At 59.7% G+C, this 17,900-nt stretch carries 15 protein-coding genes and 1 riboswitch; of the genes, 4 read left to right on the top strand and 11 right to left on the bottom strand.

From position 1 onward, the window contains the following. Nucleotides 1-8: 8 nt before the first annotated feature. Both ACYQ6M_RS05680 and ACYQ6M_RS05675 read right to left on the bottom strand, forming a co-directional pair. Entirely contained in the window at nt 9-818 is an 810-nt protein-coding gene (locus ACYQ6M_RS05680; RefSeq protein WP_023000657.1) for an ABC transporter ATP-binding protein, read from the bottom strand. Between the two features lie 7 nt (nt 819-825). After that, a complete protein-coding gene (locus tag ACYQ6M_RS05675) occupies nt 826-1,974 on the bottom strand; it encodes an ABC transporter permease (protein ID WP_023000656.1) in 1,149 nt (382 codons plus the stop codon). 125 nt (nt 1,975-2,099) lie between these two features. Between ACYQ6M_RS05675 and dgcN the strand changes: the two genes are divergently transcribed. Both dgcN and dgcA read left to right on the top strand, forming a co-directional pair. Continuing rightward, nucleotides 2,100-3,113, top strand: coding sequence for an N-acetyltransferase DgcN (gene dgcN / locus ACYQ6M_RS05670; protein ID WP_055655300.1), 1,014 nt, complete (start codon nt 2,100-2,102; stop codon nt 3,111-3,113). Further along, the gene (dgcA, locus tag ACYQ6M_RS05665; protein WP_055655302.1) at nt 3,110-4,093 is read left to right on the top strand and encodes an N-acetyl-D-Glu racemase DgcA; all 984 of its coding nucleotides are present in this window, start codon (nt 3,110-3,112) and stop codon (nt 4,091-4,093) included. Before dgcN ends, dgcA begins: the two co-directional genes overlap by 4 nt. A 136-nt stretch (nt 4,094-4,229) precedes the next feature. Here dgcA and ACYQ6M_RS05660 read toward each other — a convergent pair whose 3' ends face one another. Next, on the bottom strand, nt 4,230-5,408 hold the full coding sequence (locus ACYQ6M_RS05660; protein ID WP_460072619.1) for an MFS transporter: 1,179 nt from the start codon (nt 5,406-5,408) through the stop codon (nt 4,230-4,232). A 120-nt stretch (nt 5,409-5,528) separates the two neighbouring features. On the opposite strand from ACYQ6M_RS05660, the gene ACYQ6M_RS05655 reads away from it, so the two are divergent. Then, nucleotides 5,529-6,668: a protein phosphatase CheZ gene (locus tag ACYQ6M_RS05655; protein ID WP_077292417.1), complete on the top strand. Its 1,140-nt coding sequence runs from the start codon at nt 5,529-5,531 to the stop codon at nt 6,666-6,668. Nucleotides 6,669-7,052: 384 nt separating this feature from the next. On the opposite strand, the gene ACYQ6M_RS05650 is transcribed toward ACYQ6M_RS05655, so the two are convergent. The 4 genes from ACYQ6M_RS05650 to ACYQ6M_RS05635 all read right to left on the bottom strand — a co-directional run bounded on the left by ACYQ6M_RS05650 (nt 7,053) and on the right by ACYQ6M_RS05635 (nt 11,866). Beyond that, nucleotides 7,053-8,387 carry a protoglobin domain-containing protein gene (locus ACYQ6M_RS05650; protein ID WP_460072617.1) on the bottom strand — a complete coding sequence of 445 codons (1,335 nt, stop codon included), beginning with the start codon at nt 8,385-8,387 and terminating at the stop codon, nt 7,053-7,055. A gap of 405 nt (nt 8,388-8,792) precedes the next feature. Further along, a complete protein-coding gene (locus tag ACYQ6M_RS05645; RefSeq protein ID WP_460072615.1) occupies nt 8,793-9,818 on the bottom strand; it encodes a threonine ammonia-lyase in 1,026 nt (341 codons plus the stop codon). 198 nt (nt 9,819-10,016) lie between these two features. Next, complete coding sequence (locus ACYQ6M_RS05640; protein WP_023000649.1) at nt 10,017-11,066, bottom strand: glycosyltransferase family 4 protein; 1,050 nt, start codon at nt 11,064-11,066, stop codon at nt 10,017-10,019. Continuing rightward, nucleotides 11,063-11,866 carry a UDP-2,3-diacylglucosamine diphosphatase gene (locus ACYQ6M_RS05635; protein WP_023000648.1) on the bottom strand — a complete coding sequence of 268 codons (804 nt, stop codon included), beginning with the start codon at nt 11,864-11,866 and terminating at the stop codon, nt 11,063-11,065. The genes ACYQ6M_RS05640 and ACYQ6M_RS05635 overlap by 4 nt, the downstream gene beginning before the upstream one ends. A gap of 269 nt (nt 11,867-12,135) precedes the next feature. Here ACYQ6M_RS05635 and ACYQ6M_RS05630 point away from each other — a divergent pair, with 269 nt between their 5' ends. Further along, entirely contained in the window at nt 12,136-12,915 is a 780-nt protein-coding gene (locus tag ACYQ6M_RS05630) for an SDR family oxidoreductase (RefSeq protein WP_460072612.1), read from the top strand. A 68-nt stretch (nt 12,916-12,983) separates the two neighbouring features. On the opposite strand, the gene ACYQ6M_RS05625 is transcribed toward ACYQ6M_RS05630, so the two are convergent. The 4 genes from ACYQ6M_RS05625 to thiM all read right to left on the bottom strand — a co-directional run bounded on the left by ACYQ6M_RS05625 (nt 12,984) and on the right by thiM (nt 17,582). Beyond that, nucleotides 12,984-14,189, bottom strand: coding sequence for an OmpP1/FadL family transporter (locus ACYQ6M_RS05625; protein WP_460072610.1), 1,206 nt, complete (start codon nt 14,187-14,189; stop codon nt 12,984-12,986). A 668-nt stretch (nt 14,190-14,857) separates the two neighbouring features. Next, nucleotides 14,858-15,964 (bottom strand): TRAP transporter substrate-binding protein, encoded by a 1,107-nt coding sequence (locus ACYQ6M_RS05620; RefSeq protein ID WP_460072608.1) that lies wholly within the window; start codon nt 15,962-15,964, stop codon nt 14,858-14,860. A gap of 1 nt (nt 15,965) precedes the next feature. After that, a complete protein-coding gene (gene thiD / locus ACYQ6M_RS05615) occupies nt 15,966-16,772 on the bottom strand; it encodes a bifunctional hydroxymethylpyrimidine kinase/phosphomethylpyrimidine kinase (RefSeq protein WP_077292415.1) in 807 nt (268 codons plus the stop codon). 36 nt (nt 16,773-16,808) lie between these two features. Continuing rightward, entirely contained in the window at nt 16,809-17,582 is a 774-nt protein-coding gene (thiM, locus tag ACYQ6M_RS05610; protein ID WP_460072606.1) for a hydroxyethylthiazole kinase, read from the bottom strand. Nucleotides 17,583-17,650: 68 nt separating this feature from the next. Continuing rightward, nucleotides 17,651-17,761: riboswitch (TPP riboswitch) on the bottom strand. Between the last annotated feature and the right edge of the window lie 139 nt (nt 17,762-17,900).

The raw sequence follows: 17,900 nt of genomic DNA, 5'->3' as shown, positions 1-17,900 counted from the left end.
AGTCCAACCTATACTCGGCGCAGGGCCCGTTCACCCCTGAAGTAAGATTTAATCCAGGGATCATCATTTTTCATCATATCGTCCATCGTGCCGATGGCCAGAACCCGCTTTTTCCCAAGAACAGCAATCCGATCACAGATAGAATGCAAACTATCAAGATCATGGGTGACCATATAAACGGTCAGTCCGAGGGTCGAACTGAGATTTGCAATAAGCGAATCAAAGGCCGCCGCCCCGATCGGATCGAGTCCGGACGTCGGTTCGTCCAGAAACACCAAATCCGGGTCGAGTGCAAGGGCGCGAGCCAGGCTGGCCCTTTTGATCATGCCCCCCGAAAGTTCCGACGGCAGCTTGTCGGCGGCATCTTGCGGCAGCCCGACCAGTTCCAGTTTCAGGGTCGCCAGTTCGTCCATCAATTGCGGTGAAAGCTTCAGGTGCTCCCGCATCGGCACCTGAATGTTCTGCTTGACCGAAAGCGAGGAAAACAGCGCGCCCTGCTGAAAAAGCACCCCCCAGCGGCGTTCGATTGCCGTGCGTTCCTTCGGGCTCGCGGTCGACAGGTCGTGTCCGAAAACCGAAATCTGCCCGGTTCGCTTCGGAGTCAGGCCCAGGATGGTGCGCATAAGCACCGACTTGCCGGTTCCCGATCCACCGACGAAACCAAGCACCTCGCCCCGGCGCACATCCAGGTCGAGATCCTGCAGAATGATCTTGGAACCGAATCCAACGGTGATGTCGCGCACGGACAGGACATTGTCCGACTTCTCGCCCGTCGCGGCGGTCTCTTTTGCAGGCGTCACGCTTTGGCTTGGCGTCATCGGTCGGTCAAACTCCAATCGCGGCAAAGAATATGGCGAAGAAACCATCCACCACGATGACTAGAAAAATCGCTTTCACCACCGACATGGTGGTGTGACGGCCAAGAGATTCGGAGGAGCCTTCGACTTTCAGCCCTTCCACACAGGCGATCAGGCCGACGATCAGTGCCATGAAGGGCGCCTTCACCAGCCCCACGACCAGCGTATTGATCGTGATTGCCGCCTGCAACTGGGTCAAGAAGGCGGCCGGTGGAATGTCCAGATAGGCCCATGTCACGATGCCAGACCCCAGCAGCGCCGCGAGATCCGAAATGAACGTCAGGATCGGCAGAGCAATCATTAGCGCCAGAATCCTAGGCAAAACAAGGACTTCAGTCACACTGAGGCCGATGACATGCAGTGCGTCGACTTCCTCCTGCATCCGCATCGCCCCAAGCTCCGCCGTGAAGGCGGATCCCGAGCGCCCTGCCACCATGATGGCGGTCAGGATCACGCCGATTTCCCTGAGGACCAGGATGCCTGCAAGGTCGACCACGAAGATGTCGGCACCGAATTGCCTGAGGTAGAAGCCGCCCTGCTGCGAGATGATGGCACCGATGAGAAAACTCATCAGCGCGACGATCGGCACGGCTCCAATGCAGCTCCGGTCGAACTGAACCGCGATCGATATGCTGCGCAGGCGTTTGGGCTGCAGCAGAACTGTCGACAGAACCAGGCCGAGCGAGCCGAGAATATGCAGCATTGCCAAGGCGTCGTGATAGACGTCCACCATCTGGCGACCCGTGGCTTCCAGGAAGCCGGCAATCGAAAATCCGTTCCTGTCAGGCTTGTATCTCGGAGGATGGTGGCTCTCGATTTCCTCGAACAGGGTCTGGCGAACGGGAGAGACACCGGTCAGGCCAACCTTGCGTCCCTCGAATTCCAGTCGGCCGCGCGTGCGGTGGATCAGCCAGGCGCCGCTCGTATCCAGATGCTCGATCTGGGACACATCGATGCAGGTCAGGCTTTTTTTGTCGATCGTGAGGCTGTTCAGCTCTTTTTCTGCGTCGGCGATGGTGCTGACAGTCCAGTCGCCGGAAAGGGCAAGGTATTGATGATCCGGCCCGTCTGCTTCCAGAACCATCTCCGGTGCGATGTTTTTTTCCAAGAATGCCATTCCGGCTGGCTGCCCTCTTGCCGCTGGTTCACCATCCCTCGTATACCTGATGGAGAAGTTCAATACCAACCGTCATTCACCATGAAGTTGGTAAACCCTCCAGCAGCCACTTGAAAGCTTAATCCATGGAAATTGCACGTCCTTACCTGTTGTTTCTCGGTGATGTTCCCGATGCCCTCGCCGCCAAGACCGCGATCGGCATCGTCGATTGGCGCAAGGACTGGTGCCTGGGCCAGGTCCGCATGCCCGGATGCGCCGCCGACACAGGCCTTGCCGACATGTCGATTGCAGAGGGGGCGGAAGCTGGCGCCAAGACGTTCATCATCGGAGCTGTGAATGCCGGTGGTCGCCTGCCGGAGCACTGGGTCGAATCTGTCGTCGAAGCACTCGATGCCGGCATGGACGTCGCTTCCGGCCTCCATGTGCGCCTTGCCAGCGTGCCGGCGATCAAGGAAGCCGCAGAACGGAACGGTCGCCAGCTCCACGACGTGCGCCACAGCAGCATGGGTTTTGCCACCGGCAAGGGCACCAAACGCGCCGGCAAACGGATCCTGGCCGTGGGTACCGATTGTTCCGTCGGCAAGAAATACACCGCCCTTGCCATGGACAAGGCAATGAACGACCGGGGCTATTCCAGCACCTTCTGCGCCACCGGCCAGACCGGCGTGTTCATTTCCGGCCGCGGTGTCGCACTTGACGCGGTGATTGCCGACTTCATTTCCGGAGCTGCCGAGTGGATCTCTCCGGAGACCGATCCCGATAACTGGCAGATCATCGAAGGCCAGGGTTCCCTGTTCCATCCGTCCTTCGCCGGCGTCACCCTTGGTCTTCTGCACGGCTCCCAGCCGGACGGTTTCATCGTCTGCCATGAACCGACACGCACGAAGATGCGCGGCGTCGAGGCGGCACTGCCGACGATCCAGCAGGTCATCGACATGACCATTGCCTGCGGCAAACTCACCAATCCGGACATCCGCTGCGTCGGTATTGCGGTGAACACCACCGCACTCGATGACGATGAGGCCCTCGCTTACCTGGCAAAGGTCGGTGAAAAGCACGGCCTGCCGGCAACCGATCCGGTGCGCTACGGCATGGAAGCCATCGTTGACAAGGTTTCGGCGGAATTCGGTGCGCCATGAGCCTTGAGGTCAGCATCGAAGCGCAACGCTTCGAAATCGCGGGAGGTTTCAGGATCTCCCGCGAGACCCGAACCCATGCCCAGGTCGTGGTCGTCACCCTGAGTGACGGCAAGGCAACCGGCCATGGCGAAAGCGTTCCCTATCCGCGTTACGGCGAATCGCTCGAAACCGTTCAGACGCAGATCGAGGAAATCGCGCCCCTCTTGAAAAACGGCCTCAGCCGGGAACAGCTTCTGGAGGCGATGCCCGCCGGAGCAGCCCGCAATGCCGTCGACTGCGCTCTTTGGGACCTGGAAGCAAAACGATCCGGAACACCGGCAACGGACATTGCCGGTGTCGGTCCGCTGAAGCCGGTCACGACAGCCTTCACCATCAGCGTCGACACGCCGGAAAAGATGGCTGAAAAGACCCGCGCAGCAGCTCACCGCCCGCTTTTGAAGATCAAGCTTGCCGGCCCCGGTGATGACGAGCGGATTGCCGCCGTACGCCTTGCCGCTCCTGAAAGCACCCTGATCGTCGATGCCAACGAAGCCTGGGACGAAAGCTGCTTTGAGATCAACATGGCCGCCTGCGAAGCTGCGGGCGTGGCCCTGATCGAACAACCATTGCCGTCAAAGAACGACGGTTTATTGGCAGGGCTCGAGCGGCGTGTAGTGATCTGCGCGGACGAAAGCCTTCATCCGGGCAAGAGCATCGATGGGCTGCGCGCAAAATATGACGCGGTCAACATCAAGCTCGACAAGGCAGGTGGTCTGACGGCTGCGCTGAAGCTCTGCGATGAAGCACGCGCCCAGGATCTCAAGGTCATGGTCGGATGCATGCTCGGCACGTCTCTCGCGATGGCGCCTGCGGTCCTGATCGCCCAGAAGGCGGATTTTGTCGACCTCGACGGACCGCTGCTCCTGGCCGAAGACCGCTCACCGGGACTGAAGTTCGAAGGCAGCACGCTCTATCCGCCTCAGCCGGAGTTGTGGGGGTAAGCGCTTCGACCTCGGAAAACAGAAAAACGCCGGTTCCTTCTCATTGGGCCGGCGTTTTTTGGGGGCATGCGTATCTGCACTATCGAAGGGCGCTGAAATCCCTCTTCAGCGGGATATATAGAGAAATTCCCCAACCTCACTCCGCCGCCATGCGATTTCGCAGCATTGGAGTCATCACCAGCGTCAAGAGCGTGCCGATTGCCGCAACCACGGACATCACGAAGAAGGGCCAGTCCGGATTGATCTCGTAAATGGCGCCGGAAATGCTGAGGCCGATCGCCATCTGGATGCCTACGGAGGTGGCAAGCAGCCCCTGCCCCGTTCCCGCCCAACGGCTCGGCACGACCCGTGCAAGGATCGCGACGGCCCCCAGATGGGCCGCGCCGAAAGATAGGCCGTGCAAAGTCTGCAAGGCAGCCATGGCGGGGAGCGTGTCGGCGAAGGGGAACAGCAGCCAACGCAAGGTTGCCGCCACCCCGGCGGCCAGCAGAAAGATCGGCGGATCAAACCGTTGCGCCAGTTTTCCGGCAACCGTGAACAGGGCGATTTCAGCCGCAACACCCGTCGCCCACAAGAGACCGATCGCAAAGTCAGGCACATCCATCGCCTGCCAGTAGAGCGTCCCGAAGCCGTAAAAGGCTGAATGGCTCGCCTGGTACAATCCAAGCACCATCAACAACGGCCAGAACCAGACGCTTTTGAACGGCGTGTCCTTGTGGTCGTCCGAAGTCCCGTCAGCCGCTTCGGAAGGCGTTTCACCACGTTTTTGCCGGGGAAGCGACATGGCAACAGCACCCGTTGCCAGGGACGCAAGGCCGACGGCAACCACGATGAGCCAGGACGTACCTTCCGCAGCCAACGAACCTCCGAAGATGCTGGCAACCACGAAACCGGCTGAACCCCATAGCCGCATGCGGGCGTAATCCGCTCCCGTATTGCGCTGGACATCCAGCGCGTAGGCATCGCTGAGCGGCACCACTGGCGCATTCATGACCATGTAGCCGATCACCGCGACGGACAGGAACACCAGCCCTAACGGCAGAAAGTAGAGCCCGATGAAAAACGCGGCGGCCAGGGCATAGATCAGGATCGACAGCCTGCGCTGCCCGGTGCGGTCGGAGAGATTCGACAGAAGCGGGCTTGCTCCGATACGCGCAATCGTACCTATCCCCAGAACAAGTCCGATCTCGGCAGCAGTCAGCCCGCGGAACCCGAGCACCACCGGAAAAAACGGCAGAAACAAGCCAACGCCAATGAAATGGCTGGCGAACAGGGCCGAGACACGGCTGCTGATACTGGAACGGTCGAGCGACATGGGATACCGGGCGAAGTAGCGCCCTAAAAGGATGTTAACGTTTTCCGCCTTACCTTGGGGGCGAAGTTGTCCGTGTTACGGCAATAAACGACCCTTAGGCAAGTTGAGATTCGCGTCCACATGAAAGCGGAAGCAGCACAGGAACAGCCGGAGCTGATCGGCGAAGCCGAATACCAGACTCTCGAACAGACCCTGATGGAGTCCGATCGCGGGCGCAGGTTTCTGAAAGAGTTTCTCAATCGCAACAAGACCCCGGAAACCACCGAGATCCTGACCGCGATTGGCCGGCTAGAGAAAATGATGACCCGGCAGCGCAAGGTGCCGGATCTCGACAAGATCCGTCTCGACATTGCCGACATGCACGAGGCTATCGAGCGTACCAAGGCCGAGATTGCCAACATCAAGGCGGAAGGCGAGGAAAGCAACCGCTTTGTCGACGCCTCTCACGAACTCGATGCCATCGTCACCCAGACCGAAGGCGCGACCCAATCCATTCTGGAAGCTGCAGAGCAGATTCAGGAGAAGGCCTGGGTCCTGCGCGAGAATGGTGCGGACGATGCCGTGTGCGACGACATCGATGCCAAGGCGACCGAAATCTTCATGGCCTGTTCCTTCCAGGATCTGACCGGCCAGCGGACCAACAAGGTTGTTCAGGTACTGCGCTATCTTGAAAGCCGCATCAACCTGATGATCAACATCTGGGGCATCCAGGAGCTGGAAGCCGAAGCAACGGCTGGCCCGGTCGACACTCGTCCGGATGCACATCTCCTGAACGGCCCGCAGCTTGCGGGCGGCGTTTCCCAGAACAACGTTGATGAGCTGATGTCCGTCAGCGACGACGTGTTTGACGCCGCACTGAAGGAAACCGGCGCGGAAGCAGCTCCGGCAGAAGCTCCGAAGCATGCCAGCGAAGCTGATGTTGATGCCATTATGGCAAGCGAAGCCGACGTAGATGCCATCATGGCCGGCGGCGACGAGCCGATGGACGCAGCCGCTATCGACGACATGTTCGCCTCCGCTCCTGCTGCCGACGAAGAGGAAGAAGACGACGAATTCGCCGGTGCCGACCCGGACGCCACTCTGGATGAAGCTGCCATCGAACGCCTGTTCGACAGCGAAGTGGGTGGTGGCACTCATGAAGCGGCAGACGAAGCCGAGGCTGACGCCGAATGGGAACTTACCGAGGAAGTCAGTGAAGAGGACGGTGAAGATCCGCTGAAGCAGCTGTCGGAAGCCGAGCGCCAGGCCCTCTTCAACTAGGTCTGCATCCGGCAGGAAATTCGAAAAAGGCGCCCGTTGCGGCGCCTTTTTTTGTTGCCTCTCCTATCGATTCTTGCGGATGGAACGCTATGGATTTCCGAGATCGGTGAACTGAAGGCCGGCAATAGTAAGGTCGCGAAAAAGGTTGCGCCTCGGCTCTCCGGTCCCGGCTCGCGCTATGCTTGGCCGGGATGACGATGGGGAGGCTGGTTTTCCGGGCAAGCTAAGGTTTGGCGCTCTTTCCGCTTCTCGCACTCCCCCCCTCTCAGTCGGTCATCCCGGACGTAGCGCAGCGGAGATCCGGGATCCGGGAGCCGGGCCACGCGAGCGGAAAACCCTTTGCCTCCGAGGTCCCGGCGCAAGGCCGGGACAGCAAGGTGGCGGTCAGCGGCCGGAATTGATCTTGGCGAAGAACTGTTCCGCCTGCTGGCCGAGCTGGCCGGCCTGGTCTTTCAGCGCCGTCGACATGTCCTGAATGGTGCCGACAGCCCCCTCGACATTTTCGACCGACCCGCGCACAGCGGTAATCTCGTCGGTAAAGGCTTGGGTGCCCTGTGCAGCGATCTGGACGTTGGCCGAGATTTCTGCCGTTGCCGACGCCTGTTGCTCCACCGCGGAGGCAATGCCGGTCGCGATTTCGGACAGGGCACCGATTATCGAGGTGATGCCTTCGATATCCTGCACAGACTGTCTGGTCGCCTGCTGAATGCTGGCGACCTGTTCGGTGATTTCTTCCGTCGCCTTGGTTGTCTGGCTGGCGAGTTCCTTCACTTCGGCTGCGACAACCGCAAACCCGCGGCCCATTTCCCCGGCACGCGCCGCTTCGATGGTAGCGTTCAGCGCCAGCAGGTTGGTCTGTTCGGCAATTTCAGAGATCAGCCCGATCACTGATCCGACCTGATCCGCGAAGCCGGCAAGTTTCGTCACGGAAGCATTTGTGCTGCGTGCACCTTCCACGGCCTTCAACGCCATCTCGCGGGACTGGCCTGCCTGGCGACCGATCTCGGTGATGGAAGCGGACATTTCCTCCGTTGCCGTCGCGCTTGACTGGACACCGCTTGCGGTTTCGGCAGACGTATTGTCCATTTTGACCATCCGCTCTCCGATGGAGCCGGTCTCACGGCGCAGACTGCCCGAAGACACTTCAAGTTGTGCGGATGCCGCGCCAAGCGTGCCGACAGTACCACCCAGAACGCCCTGAAATTCCTGGATGGCGGCCTTCAGTTCGGTCTCGCGTCCGACAGCGTCTGCCACCATTTTCTCGTGATAGGTGGAGATCGCGACATCCATGTCCAGCATGACCAGCTTCGTCATCACCTGCATGGCCCGAATGCGCTTGCCCGTCGACATGAAGCGCTTCTTCAGGACCGTCTCTGTGAGTTGCATGAGGGCGAAGGAATAGCCACCGATGTACCAGCTGGGATCGAGGCCGATCCGCACATGCGTGAGGCCAATCTGCACAGCGCGCTCGTGGTAGGCTTCATCCGGACCAGATGCGAACAGCCCTTCCCAGTGGCTCATCTGTGCCTTCACCAGGCGCGACTGCTGGTTGCCGACAAGCGCCGCCAGATGCGGCACGGTTTTAACGTGTGCGTAGAACCCGTCCAGAACGCTCGGCAAGGCTTCCTTGATTGCCGGCCACACGGACTGGGCCACAGCCCGATCCTCGTCCGTGAAACGGAAAAACTTCAGCCGATCTTTCAAGGTGTTTGTCTGCATGAATGCCTCTTGGATCAGCCGATGGAGGTCCGGTTTGACGGGCCCGTGAGCTGATCGCTCTTCAGTTGCCGGATCTCCGAGCCTCTCAGTGAAGAGGCAGGAGATCCTGATTCAATAAAGCACGTGTCACCTGTTCCCTCGCGAACCCAAGTGGGCTGTTGAAAGGCACAACAAGGCGTTCCGCGCCATGCTCGATGCATCGGTACGCTGGCAATGTTCAGGTGATGAAAGGAGAAGACGCGGCGCCGTTGCCCGGCAATCCACGCTGGAATTCAATTTTCAGCAGCCCTGTTCGCGCCGTCCCGACGAAAAGGCAAACAGGACTGCCTGGTCCGGTCCCCTCCACCCGACTTCGGCAAGTCATGCTTGTGGAACCGCTCTAACGGGTAGCCCCCTAAAGGCGCGTTAACGGGACAGCGCAGTCTTTAGCATTTGTGGATCGATGTTTCCGCCCGTCAAAACGATACCGACGGTCTTGCCCTTGAAAGGCAGCTTTCCGGCCAAAAGTGCTGCAAGTGCAACTGCTCCGCCGGGCTCAACGACGAGCTTCAGTTCGGTGAACGCAAAGGCGACGGCAGCCAGAGCTTCCTCGTCCGTGACAGTCACGCCTTCGCCCGCTACGCGGCTTAGAATTGAAAAGCCGATATCACCCGGCGAATCAGACAGGAGCGCATCGCAGACAGAGCCGGTCTTTACGGCATTGGAGAGCCGCTCACCGGCGTCAAGCGAGCGCTTGTAGTCGTCGAACAGCTCCGGTTCAGCAGTATGGAAGACCGTACCGGGTGACTTGGCTTCCAGCGCCAGGGCAATGCCGCTGGACAATCCGCCACCGCCGGTACAGGCGAGCACATCGTCCAGATGCAGGCCCAGCGCAGCTGCCTGGGCTGCCATTTCCAGTCCGACTGTGCCCTGTCCTGCGATGACACCGACATCGTTGTAGGGGTGGACAAACGTCCCTCCTGACTTGGAACACAGGTCTCCTGCAATCGCGTCACGGTCTTCGGTCTCACGATCGTAAGTGATGACGGTCGCCCCGTAGCCGCGTGTGCGCTCCAGCTTGATCCTTGGAGCGTCGGACGGCATGACGATGGTTGCGGGCATACCGAGCAGCTGCGCGCTTGCAGCAACGCCCTGCGCGTGGTTTCCGGACGAACACGCCACAACGCCCCTGGGTCGGTCTGCCGGCGGGATGAGGCTGAGGCGGTTGAAGGCGCCGCGAAACTTGAACGAGCCGCTGCGTTGCAGGTTTTCCGGTTTCACGACGACGGTTGCCCCGGTTACCTCATCCAGCAACGGATGCCTCAAGAGCGGTGTCACCAGCGCCTCGCTTCGGATCCTCTCCGCTGCGGCTTCAACATCCTCTATGGAAACGGTTTTACCAGCCAACTTCGAACCTGCTTCAGACACAGGCAGCGATTGCATATTCGTCATCGGAACTCGCTCTAAACGTCAAACAACTGCTCGGAGGCCTGCCTCAGAAGCGTACAAGGCAATGCCTCGGCCACTTTCAGGGCCGGGTCTCGATGCAAGTGTTTTCACAGGAAAGCGGGCAGTTCCAGCGGGAACTTGTCTTGGTGTCAATTTCGTTTGCCGCACTGCGCAACGTCATCGCACATCAGGGCAGCCGCCTTATTCGGCGGCTTTTCCCTGCGTCGAACGGGCGTTGTGTATGTCCTGGGCTTCAATGCAATTGTCCAGGAACTGACGTGCACTGGCCGCCCAGGTGTAGTTCATGGCAATCGTGCGGCAATGCTCGCGTGGGATATCCAGCGCGGCTTCAGCCGCTTCGCGCAGATCTTCCGACAAGACACCCGCCCCCGTATCGCTGATGACGTCGAGCGGGCCCATTACCGGGAAAGCGGCAACCGGCACGCCGCAGGCCAGGGCCTCAAGCATAACGTTGCCGAAGGTGTCGGTGAGTGAGGGAAACACGAAGACATCCGCGTCGGAATAATGCCTTGCGAGATCCTCACCCACCTTGGAACCGGTAAAATGCACCCCCGGGTACTCCCGGCGCAGACTGTCGAGCTGCGGGCCACCACCGACCACCACTTTAGATCCCGGCAGGTCGAGATCCAGAAACGCCTTGATGTTCTTTTCGATTGCGACCCGGCCGACATACATGAACACCGGGCGCGGCAGGTCGGCTGGCAAAACGGAACCCTCGTAAGGCTTGAACTGCTGCTCATCCACACCGCGCGACCAGCGCATCAGATTGGTAAAACCACGGTCACGCAGATCCTGCTCCAGCGACCGTGTTGCGACCATGCAGCCGCAGCCGGAATTGTGAAACCGGCGCAGCCAGCTGTAGGACCAAGTCAGCGGAACCGGCAGCCGGGCTGAAACATATTCGGGAAACCGGGTGTGGTAACTCGTGGTGAACGGACGCCCAGCCTTCTTGGCGACGCTTGCCGCCAGAAGCCCGAGCGGGCCTTCCGTTGCAATGTGCAGATGCTCGCAGCCGTAATCCTCGATCTTCCGACGCACAATGCCGCGATGGGTCAACGACAGGCGAATTTCCGGATAGGTCGGACACGGCAGCGTCGTGAATTCCTGAGGGGTCAGGAATTCCACCCGCACACCGATCTTCTCGAGTTCTTCGGCCGTGCGCTCAAGCGAGCGAACCACACCGTTTATCTGGGGATGCCAGGCATCCGTCACAATCAGAATGGAACTCATGCGGCGACCGGTGCTTCCTTGGCTTTCGCCGGCACGGCCTCCTCCTGGGTACGGTCCACCCATCGGATCACCTCAAATGTTCCATCGTGGTGCTCGGCAACCGCAGTGCAGCTTTCCACCCAGTCACCCGTGTTGATGTAGTGAATGCCGTTCATATCACGGTCCGCGGCGTGGTGAATATGACCACAAATGACGCCATCGACGCCCTGCCGGCGCGCCTCGTCGGACAGGGCTTCTTCGAAACGTCCGATAAAGCTGACCGCGTTCTTGACCTTCAACTTGGCCCAGGCGGACAATGACCAGTAGGTCAGGCCGAGACGGCGGCGGACCACATTGAGCCAGGTGTTGACGCCGAGCGCGGTCACATAGGCCTTGTCGCCAAAGAAGGCCAGCCACTTGGCATGGCGGATCACCACGTCGAACTGGTCACCATGAATGACCAGGTAGCGTTTGCCGTTGGCAGCTTCGTGAATGATGCTGTCGGTCACTTCGACGCCGCCGAAATGCGTACCGAGGAAGCTGCGCAGAAACTCGTCGTGATTTCCCGGAATATAGATGACCCGGGCTCCCTTACGCCCCTTGCGCAGGATCTTCTGCACCACGTCGTTGTGAAGCTGTGGCCAGTACCAGGACCGCCGTAGACGCCAGCCATCGGCAATGTCGCCGACCAGGTAGATGGTCTCGGCTTCATTGTCCTTCAGAAAGTCCAGCAGCATCTCCGCCTGACAACCGCGCGTGCCAAGATGGACGTCGGAAATAAACAAGGCCCGGTAATGCCGCGATGCCTCAGCGGTAGACATAGCACTTCTCCAAATTCCCTTTGGAGCGCTATAGACGCGATTCAAGTATCACTATTATGACAAACGGCGTGACTTCCCCGGGGCTGTTTTTTTTCCAGCTTAATGATTAACACCGGCACGGATCGGGTATTGGCCTCCCTCACTTCATTCCGTTGCTTCACGAACATCTTGCCGGATGCTGACCGGCTCCATATGTCCCTGACGGCATTTGACAGCATCGGGTTTTGCCAGCCACAAAGCATGTCCAACCTGCATCAAGGAGAACGTTCATGGACCTCGGCCTCAAGGGCAAAAAGGCAATCATCTGTGCGTCAAGCCGCGGCCTCGGCAAGGGCTGCGCCGAAGCGCTGGCGGAAGCAGGCTGCGACATCGTCCTGAACGGACGTAACGAAACGGTTCTGGAAGAAACCCGCACCCTGCTGCAGAACCGCTTCGGCGTGAGCGTTGCCGCCATCGCAGCGGATGTTTCCACACGGGAGGGACAAGAAGCGCTTCTGGCGGCCTGCCCGGACCCGGACATCCTGGTCAACAACAACGGTGGCCCACCCCGGCGCGACTATTCCGAGCTGGACCGTGCGGCGCTGATGGAAGGTGTGGTGCAGAATTTCGTCACCCCCATCGAGCTGATCCAGGCGGTTGTTCCCGGCATGAAGGAGCGCGGTTTCGGCCGCATCGTCAACATCACTTCGCTTTCGGTAAAGATGCCGATCGAAGGTCTCGATCTGTCCAGCGGTGCTCGGGCGGGGCTCACGGCATTCCTGGCCGGCGTCTGCCGCCAGCTTGCCCCCCACGGCGTGACGGTCAACAACTTGCTGCCCGGCAAGATGGACACCGACCGTCTGAAAGGCGGCTTCGAGCGCGCCGCGCAGCAGTCAGGTAAAAGCATCGACGATGTCCGGGCGGCACAGGCAGCGGAAATCCCGGCAAGACGTTTCGGTTCAGCCGAGGAGTTCGGCCAGACCTGCGCTTTCCTGTGCTCCCGCCACGCCGGTTACATCACCGGCCAGAACATCCTGATGGATGGCGGGCTCTATCCAGCGGCGTTCTAAGCGTCCAAAGTCATGAAGAAAAGCCGGAGCATATGCCCCGGCCTTTCCTGAATGGCTGATCTTTCTGATCAGAACTTGTAGCGCAGCGCGGCAGAAATGATGTTGACGCTGCTGTCGACATCCCCCGAATAGGTACCGAATGCCGCGTTGTAGTCCTGGTGATTGGAATCGATGTTGATATCGGTCGATTCCGGAATGATGTGCGTGTAGCCGACATCGAACGCCAGGTGCTCGTTGAAGGTGTAGCTGGCACCAGCCGACAGCCACCAGCGGTTATTGTCCGGCAGACGCGTGGAGCGGATCTTTTCATCAATCGGCGAGATTTCGTAACCGACACCACCGCGGAAGGTAAGCTTCTCGTTGAAGTCGTATTCACCGCCCAGGGAGAAGAACCAGCCGTCGTCATAGTTGAAGTGCAGGACGGTGGCCTCTGCGCCGGTTGCATCGTTGATCGCACGTGGCGACTTGAGCCGGCTCCAGTTGGTCCATTCCACCGTTCCAAGAACGCGGATCTTGTCGGTCACCTTCTGTTTTGCGGAAAGGTTGATCATGTCCGGCGTAACGACACCCAGGCCGATCGCCGTTGTGACACCACCGGCGAACAGGTCGCCGTCGAGATCGTGACCGACACCGGAGCGATATCCAAGTCCGATTTCAGTCCCCTCGAACGGTCGCACCGTCAGACCAGCCGTCACACCGAAACCGATGTCATCACCAGTGATCTGGTTCGAACGAGGGAAGCCCGCTCCGGAAGTGGCGTCGGCGGATTTCAGCGACACGTCCAGGTATTGCGCCTGAACACCGATCGCGATCGCGAACATGTCGTTGATCTGAAGCGCAACCGTCGGGTTGACGTTCAACGAGAACACGGAAGACGAACGGGAATAGAACTGGGCCGCCCAGTTCTGCTCCGGTTTTGTCGACAGGCCGAAGGGTGCGTTGATACCGACACCGAAGATCAGCTTTTCATTCAGCCGGTAGGCTGCGTACGAAGCGGGAATGAACGCGTCGGAAGCAATGTCGCCACTGCCGATCGAAGACGTACCGAGGAACCCGCCGGACAGCGTGCCGTTGATATCCGAACTTGGAAAAAGCCCCGTATTATGCGCTTCGATGGTGAGACCCTGCTGAGCGCCGATAAGCGACGCCGGGTTCCAGTACATCGAAGAGATCGAACCGCCGGACGTACCATACCCGGCAAAAGACATACCCTGAAAGTACGAGCTCTGCTCTCTAAGTGCGAAACCACCAGCGAACGCAGAACTTGCAACCATTGATAGAGCTACAGCTGTAGAAGCAAGTAGAACTGATTTCTTGTTTACCCACGGCATTGAGTTTCCTCCCATCCCCTAGCCACCGGATGTGTGATGACAACCTGAGACAGGGTTTTAGGAGAATGCCGTCCGTTTCAACTGAATATTTACGTCAGTTATGCGGTCGTTTTTTCATGCTGCAATGCGAAATGCGCGGCTTTTCTGGTAGGTATTGCTGCGTAGACATTCAAAACACTTCAAAAACGACAGGTTCAGAGTCTCTTCGTCATCGCACCGACACACTTTCAGACATTTGCCTAAAAAACAGGCACTCGAAATGTCAGTTTCCGATAACGTAATTTAACGGTGAATCGTTGCGGCTTTGCCACAGGTTTCGTGACGGAATGTGGATCTTTTGTAGGACAAGTTCCTTGATATTCCTTGGTAAAAACGCCAATCACCTTTCCTAACGGAAATCACGTCGGCACACCGTTGCGCGGTAGCCTTTCCTTTCGAAATTGAATTTTTGTCAGGAAGTTTGTCAGCAGGCGACGCGCCACTGTCCGGCCAATTACAGCTTTTCCGGCAAGGCAGGTTGCAAGCTGCGAACCGGTGGGTTGCACCGGCTCGCAGAAAGAGATGGTCTAAGACCGCACTTCATTCCTTGTTTGCAGCCTCAAGCGGCAAGCCTAGCTGTCGCGAGCTTCGAGGAAGCGGCGCATGGCAACGTCACTCCAGGGGGCAAGGCGTGCCCGCGCAGCCATATGACTGTCGTAGATCCTCTGGCTAAGCGCATCCTTGCTCGCGAACTCGGACAGCACGACTGCCGAAGTTTCCCGCAAAGCGTCCAGAACGTCGTCCGGATAAGGACGGACGGTAACGCCGTCCTCTTCCTGCAGGAGCTTCAGTGCGCCTGCATTCTCCCAATCACTTTCTGCAAGCGAGCGGCCGTTTTCTGCCTTGCAGGCCTCCAGAACGATGGCGCCAAGGTCTTCCGGCAGACCTTCCAGCGCCACCTTGTTGAACAGCGCTTCACCGGTGCCGTTGGGTTCATGGAACCCCGGCGTGTAGTAGGACTTGGCTGCTTTCTGGAACCCCATTGCCCTGTCCGACCAGGGACCTAGGAATTCCGTCGCATCCAGCACACCGCTGTCCAACGCCTGGAACAACTCTGCAGGCGGCAGGCTGACTGGCGTCGCTCCAAGCCGATGCATCACTTCGCCGCCAAGGCCCGGCATACGGATCTTCAGTCCCTTGAGATCGTCAAGAGTGTTGATTTCGCGCTTGAACCAGCCCCCCATCTGGACGCCGGTGTTGCCGGCCATTACGGGCCTTAGTCCGAACGGGGCATAAAGTTCGTCCCAAAGCGCCTGGCCGCCCCCCTGCTCAATCCAGGTGATATGCTCATGCGGCAGCAAACCGAAAGGGATGGCGGTGAAATAGACCGAAGCCGGGATCTTGCCCTGCCAGAAAAACGAGGCCGTGTGCGCCATCTGCGCCGTCCCCGCCGAGACGGCCTCGAACACGCCCAGAGCCGGCACCAGTTCCCCTGCAGCATAAAGCCGAACGCGCAGGCGACCGCCGGACATCAGCTCGATCCTGTCGGCAATGCGCTGCGCCGTGACCCCGGGCCCCGGCAGGTTCTTTGGCCAGGACGTGACCATCTTCCATTCCAGCGTCGCCTGCTCCTGCGCCACCGCCGGGGCGGCCAACGCGCTTGCACCGGCGGCGGCGGAAGCCCCCAGAAGTCCGCGACGGCTGATCCGTCCGGGTTCGGTGTTTGGCTGATCGGTCATCTCACTTGCTCCAGAACGCGTGGAAATGATGGACTGGCCCGTGACCACTGCCGATGTGAAGCGTGTCGGCAGCGGCGATGGCGGCCTGAATATAGGACTTGGCGGACCTGACGGCCGCTTCCATGTCCTGCCCCTTGGCAAGACCCGAGGCAATCGCGGACGACAGGGTGCAACCGGTGCCATGCGTGTTGTCGGTCTTGATCCGCTCTGACCTGAGCCAGACCGCATTGCCGTTGCGATCCAGAAGCAGATCGGCGCTATTCGCGCCAGACCCGTGCCCGCCCTTGAGCAGAACCGCATTGGCTCCAAGACCGAGCAGACGTTCTGCCTGCGCCTGCATTTGCGTTTCGTCCGCGGCGACGTCGCCCTGCAACATGCGGGCAGCTTCATGCAGGTTCGGGGTAACAATATCGGCCAGCGGCAGCAGCAAGGCAATCAGCGTATCGACCGCACTGTCGGCAAGCAACGGGTCACCGGAGGCAGCCACCATCACCGGGTCAAGCACAACCGGGCCTGTCTCATGTGCCCGAAGCCCTTCAGCTACCACCTCGATCGTATCGACACGCGACAACATGCCGATCTTTGTCGCCTTGACGGCAAGGTCCGAGAAGACGGCTGTCATCTGGGCCCGCACGAACTCCGGCGGCACATCATGAATGGCGCTGACGCCAAGCGTGTTCTGCGCCGTCAGGGCTGCAATAACACTGGCACCAAAGACGCCGTTTGCGGAAAAGGTCTTGAGATCAGCCTGAATGCCGGCTCCGCCGCCGGAATCCGATCCTGCAATGGTTACCGCAATTGCGGTCATGGGAACCTCCTGGGAGTAGATGCCGAAAAGCCTGCGTCAGCCGGTCTTGAGACGGGCTTCAATGTCGCGGTCAGTCAGGCAATAGAGTGCGTCGAGCAACTCCGGCACCAGACTGCCAGGCCCGCCTGACCGGCCGGCAGCGATTTCGCCGGCAATGTTGAAGACGGACAGTCCGCAAGCAGCTGCAAGCGCCCTGTCCTTTTCGATGCTCAGGAACGCTGCCAGAACCGCACCGCCGGCACAGCCGGTGGCCGTCACGCGCGACATCAGCGGATCGCCGTTGCGCAGCAGGAAATCCTCGCCGCGGCTCTCGACCCTGTCTTCCGGGCCGGTAACCGCAAAAATCGTTCCGGCCTCGATCAATGCATCGGCATCCGCCCGCTCCGGCAGGAGAGCGTTGAGTTCTTCCGGATTGAGCCGCACCAGATCCGGCTTCAGGCCCAGCAATTCGCGTGCATAGGCGCAGCGCACGGGAGACCGGTTCACGAAAACCGGATCGACACAAACCGGACGTCCGGCCGTCCTGGCAGCTTCGATCGCTAGCGGAATGGCCGCACGACGTTCCTCGTCAAGGGTGCCGAGGTTCACCAGCAGCGCATCAGCCCCGCCGGCAAAAGCCGCAACCTCCTCCCGCGCGATGGTCATGGAAGGAACGGCACCGACCGCAAGCAGCACATTGGCGGTGAAACTCTGGGCGACCGCGTTTGTGATGGCGTGAACGCGCGGCGTTTTCTGCCGCACCCTTTCCAGAAGGGTGAAGACCTGTTCGGCGCTCAGGGCCTGCGTGGAAGCAGCGACGGAAAGGCTCATGACGGCTCTCCTGCGACAGAAAGCCCGTTGCCGGTATTCCGGAAAGGACGTGTTGAAGGGAGTGGTGTGTGCATCATGATCTCAAATCCCTCCGCCGGTATCAGCCGGATCAGGTTCAAGGAGTTGGCAGGCCGCCTCTCAGCCCGGTCCAGGATGGCCGGGCACCCCCATGAGATGATTGCACTGCTAACAAGCCGGCCGTGCGATTGCAAGACCCGGCTTGTGCAGAGCGGCTACTCGGCAATTGACTGGCGGGAGTAGATAGGCGATGTCCTAGTCTGCTTTCGTGAATCTGTTGCCCGGCATGTTTGGCTGACC

The sequence above is a fragment of the Roseibium sp. ROS1 genome, from assembly GCF_054658215.1.
This window is presented reverse-complemented; position numbering and strand designations above follow the sequence as displayed.

Bases quoted from the DNA above. Each gene is read 5' to 3' on its own strand.
- ACYQ6M_RS05680 (WP_023000657.1), bottom strand. From the start codon at position 818: ATGACGCCAAGCCAAAGCGTGACGCCTGCAAAAGAGACCGCCGCGACG.
- ACYQ6M_RS05675 (WP_023000656.1), bottom strand. From the start codon at position 1,974: ATGGCATTCTTGGAAAAAAACATCGCACCGGAGATGGTTCTGGAAGCA.
- dgcN (WP_055655300.1), top strand. From the start codon at position 2,100: ATGGAAATTGCACGTCCTTACCTGTTGTTTCTCGGTGATGTTCCCGAT.
- dgcA (WP_055655302.1), top strand. From the start codon at position 3,110: ATGAGCCTTGAGGTCAGCATCGAAGCGCAACGCTTCGAAATCGCGGGA.
- ACYQ6M_RS05660 (WP_460072619.1), bottom strand. From the start codon at position 5,408: ATGTCGCTCGACCGTTCCAGTATCAGCAGCCGTGTCTCGGCCCTGTTC.
- ACYQ6M_RS05655 (WP_077292417.1), top strand. From the start codon at position 5,529: ATGAAAGCGGAAGCAGCACAGGAACAGCCGGAGCTGATCGGCGAAGCC.
- ACYQ6M_RS05650 (WP_460072617.1), bottom strand. From the start codon at position 8,387: ATGCAGACAAACACCTTGAAAGATCGGCTGAAGTTTTTCCGTTTCACG.
- ACYQ6M_RS05645 (WP_460072615.1), bottom strand. From the start codon at position 9,818: ATGACGAATATGCAATCGCTGCCTGTGTCTGAAGCAGGTTCGAAGTTG.
- ACYQ6M_RS05640 (WP_023000649.1), bottom strand. From the start codon at position 11,066: ATGAGTTCCATTCTGATTGTGACGGATGCCTGGCATCCCCAGATAAAC.
- ACYQ6M_RS05635 (WP_023000648.1), bottom strand. From the start codon at position 11,866: ATGTCTACCGCTGAGGCATCGCGGCATTACCGGGCCTTGTTTATTTCC.
- ACYQ6M_RS05630 (WP_460072612.1), top strand. From the start codon at position 12,136: ATGGACCTCGGCCTCAAGGGCAAAAAGGCAATCATCTGTGCGTCAAGC.
- ACYQ6M_RS05625 (WP_460072610.1), bottom strand. From the start codon at position 14,189: ATGGTTGCAAGTTCTGCGTTCGCTGGTGGTTTCGCACTTAGAGAGCAG.
- ACYQ6M_RS05620 (WP_460072608.1), bottom strand. From the start codon at position 15,964: ATGACCGATCAGCCAAACACCGAACCCGGACGGATCAGCCGTCGCGGA.
- thiD (WP_077292415.1), bottom strand. From the start codon at position 16,772: ATGACCGCAATTGCGGTAACCATTGCAGGATCGGATTCCGGCGGCGGA.
- thiM (WP_460072606.1), bottom strand. From the start codon at position 17,582: ATGAGCCTTTCCGTCGCTGCTTCCACGCAGGCCCTGAGCGCCGAACAG.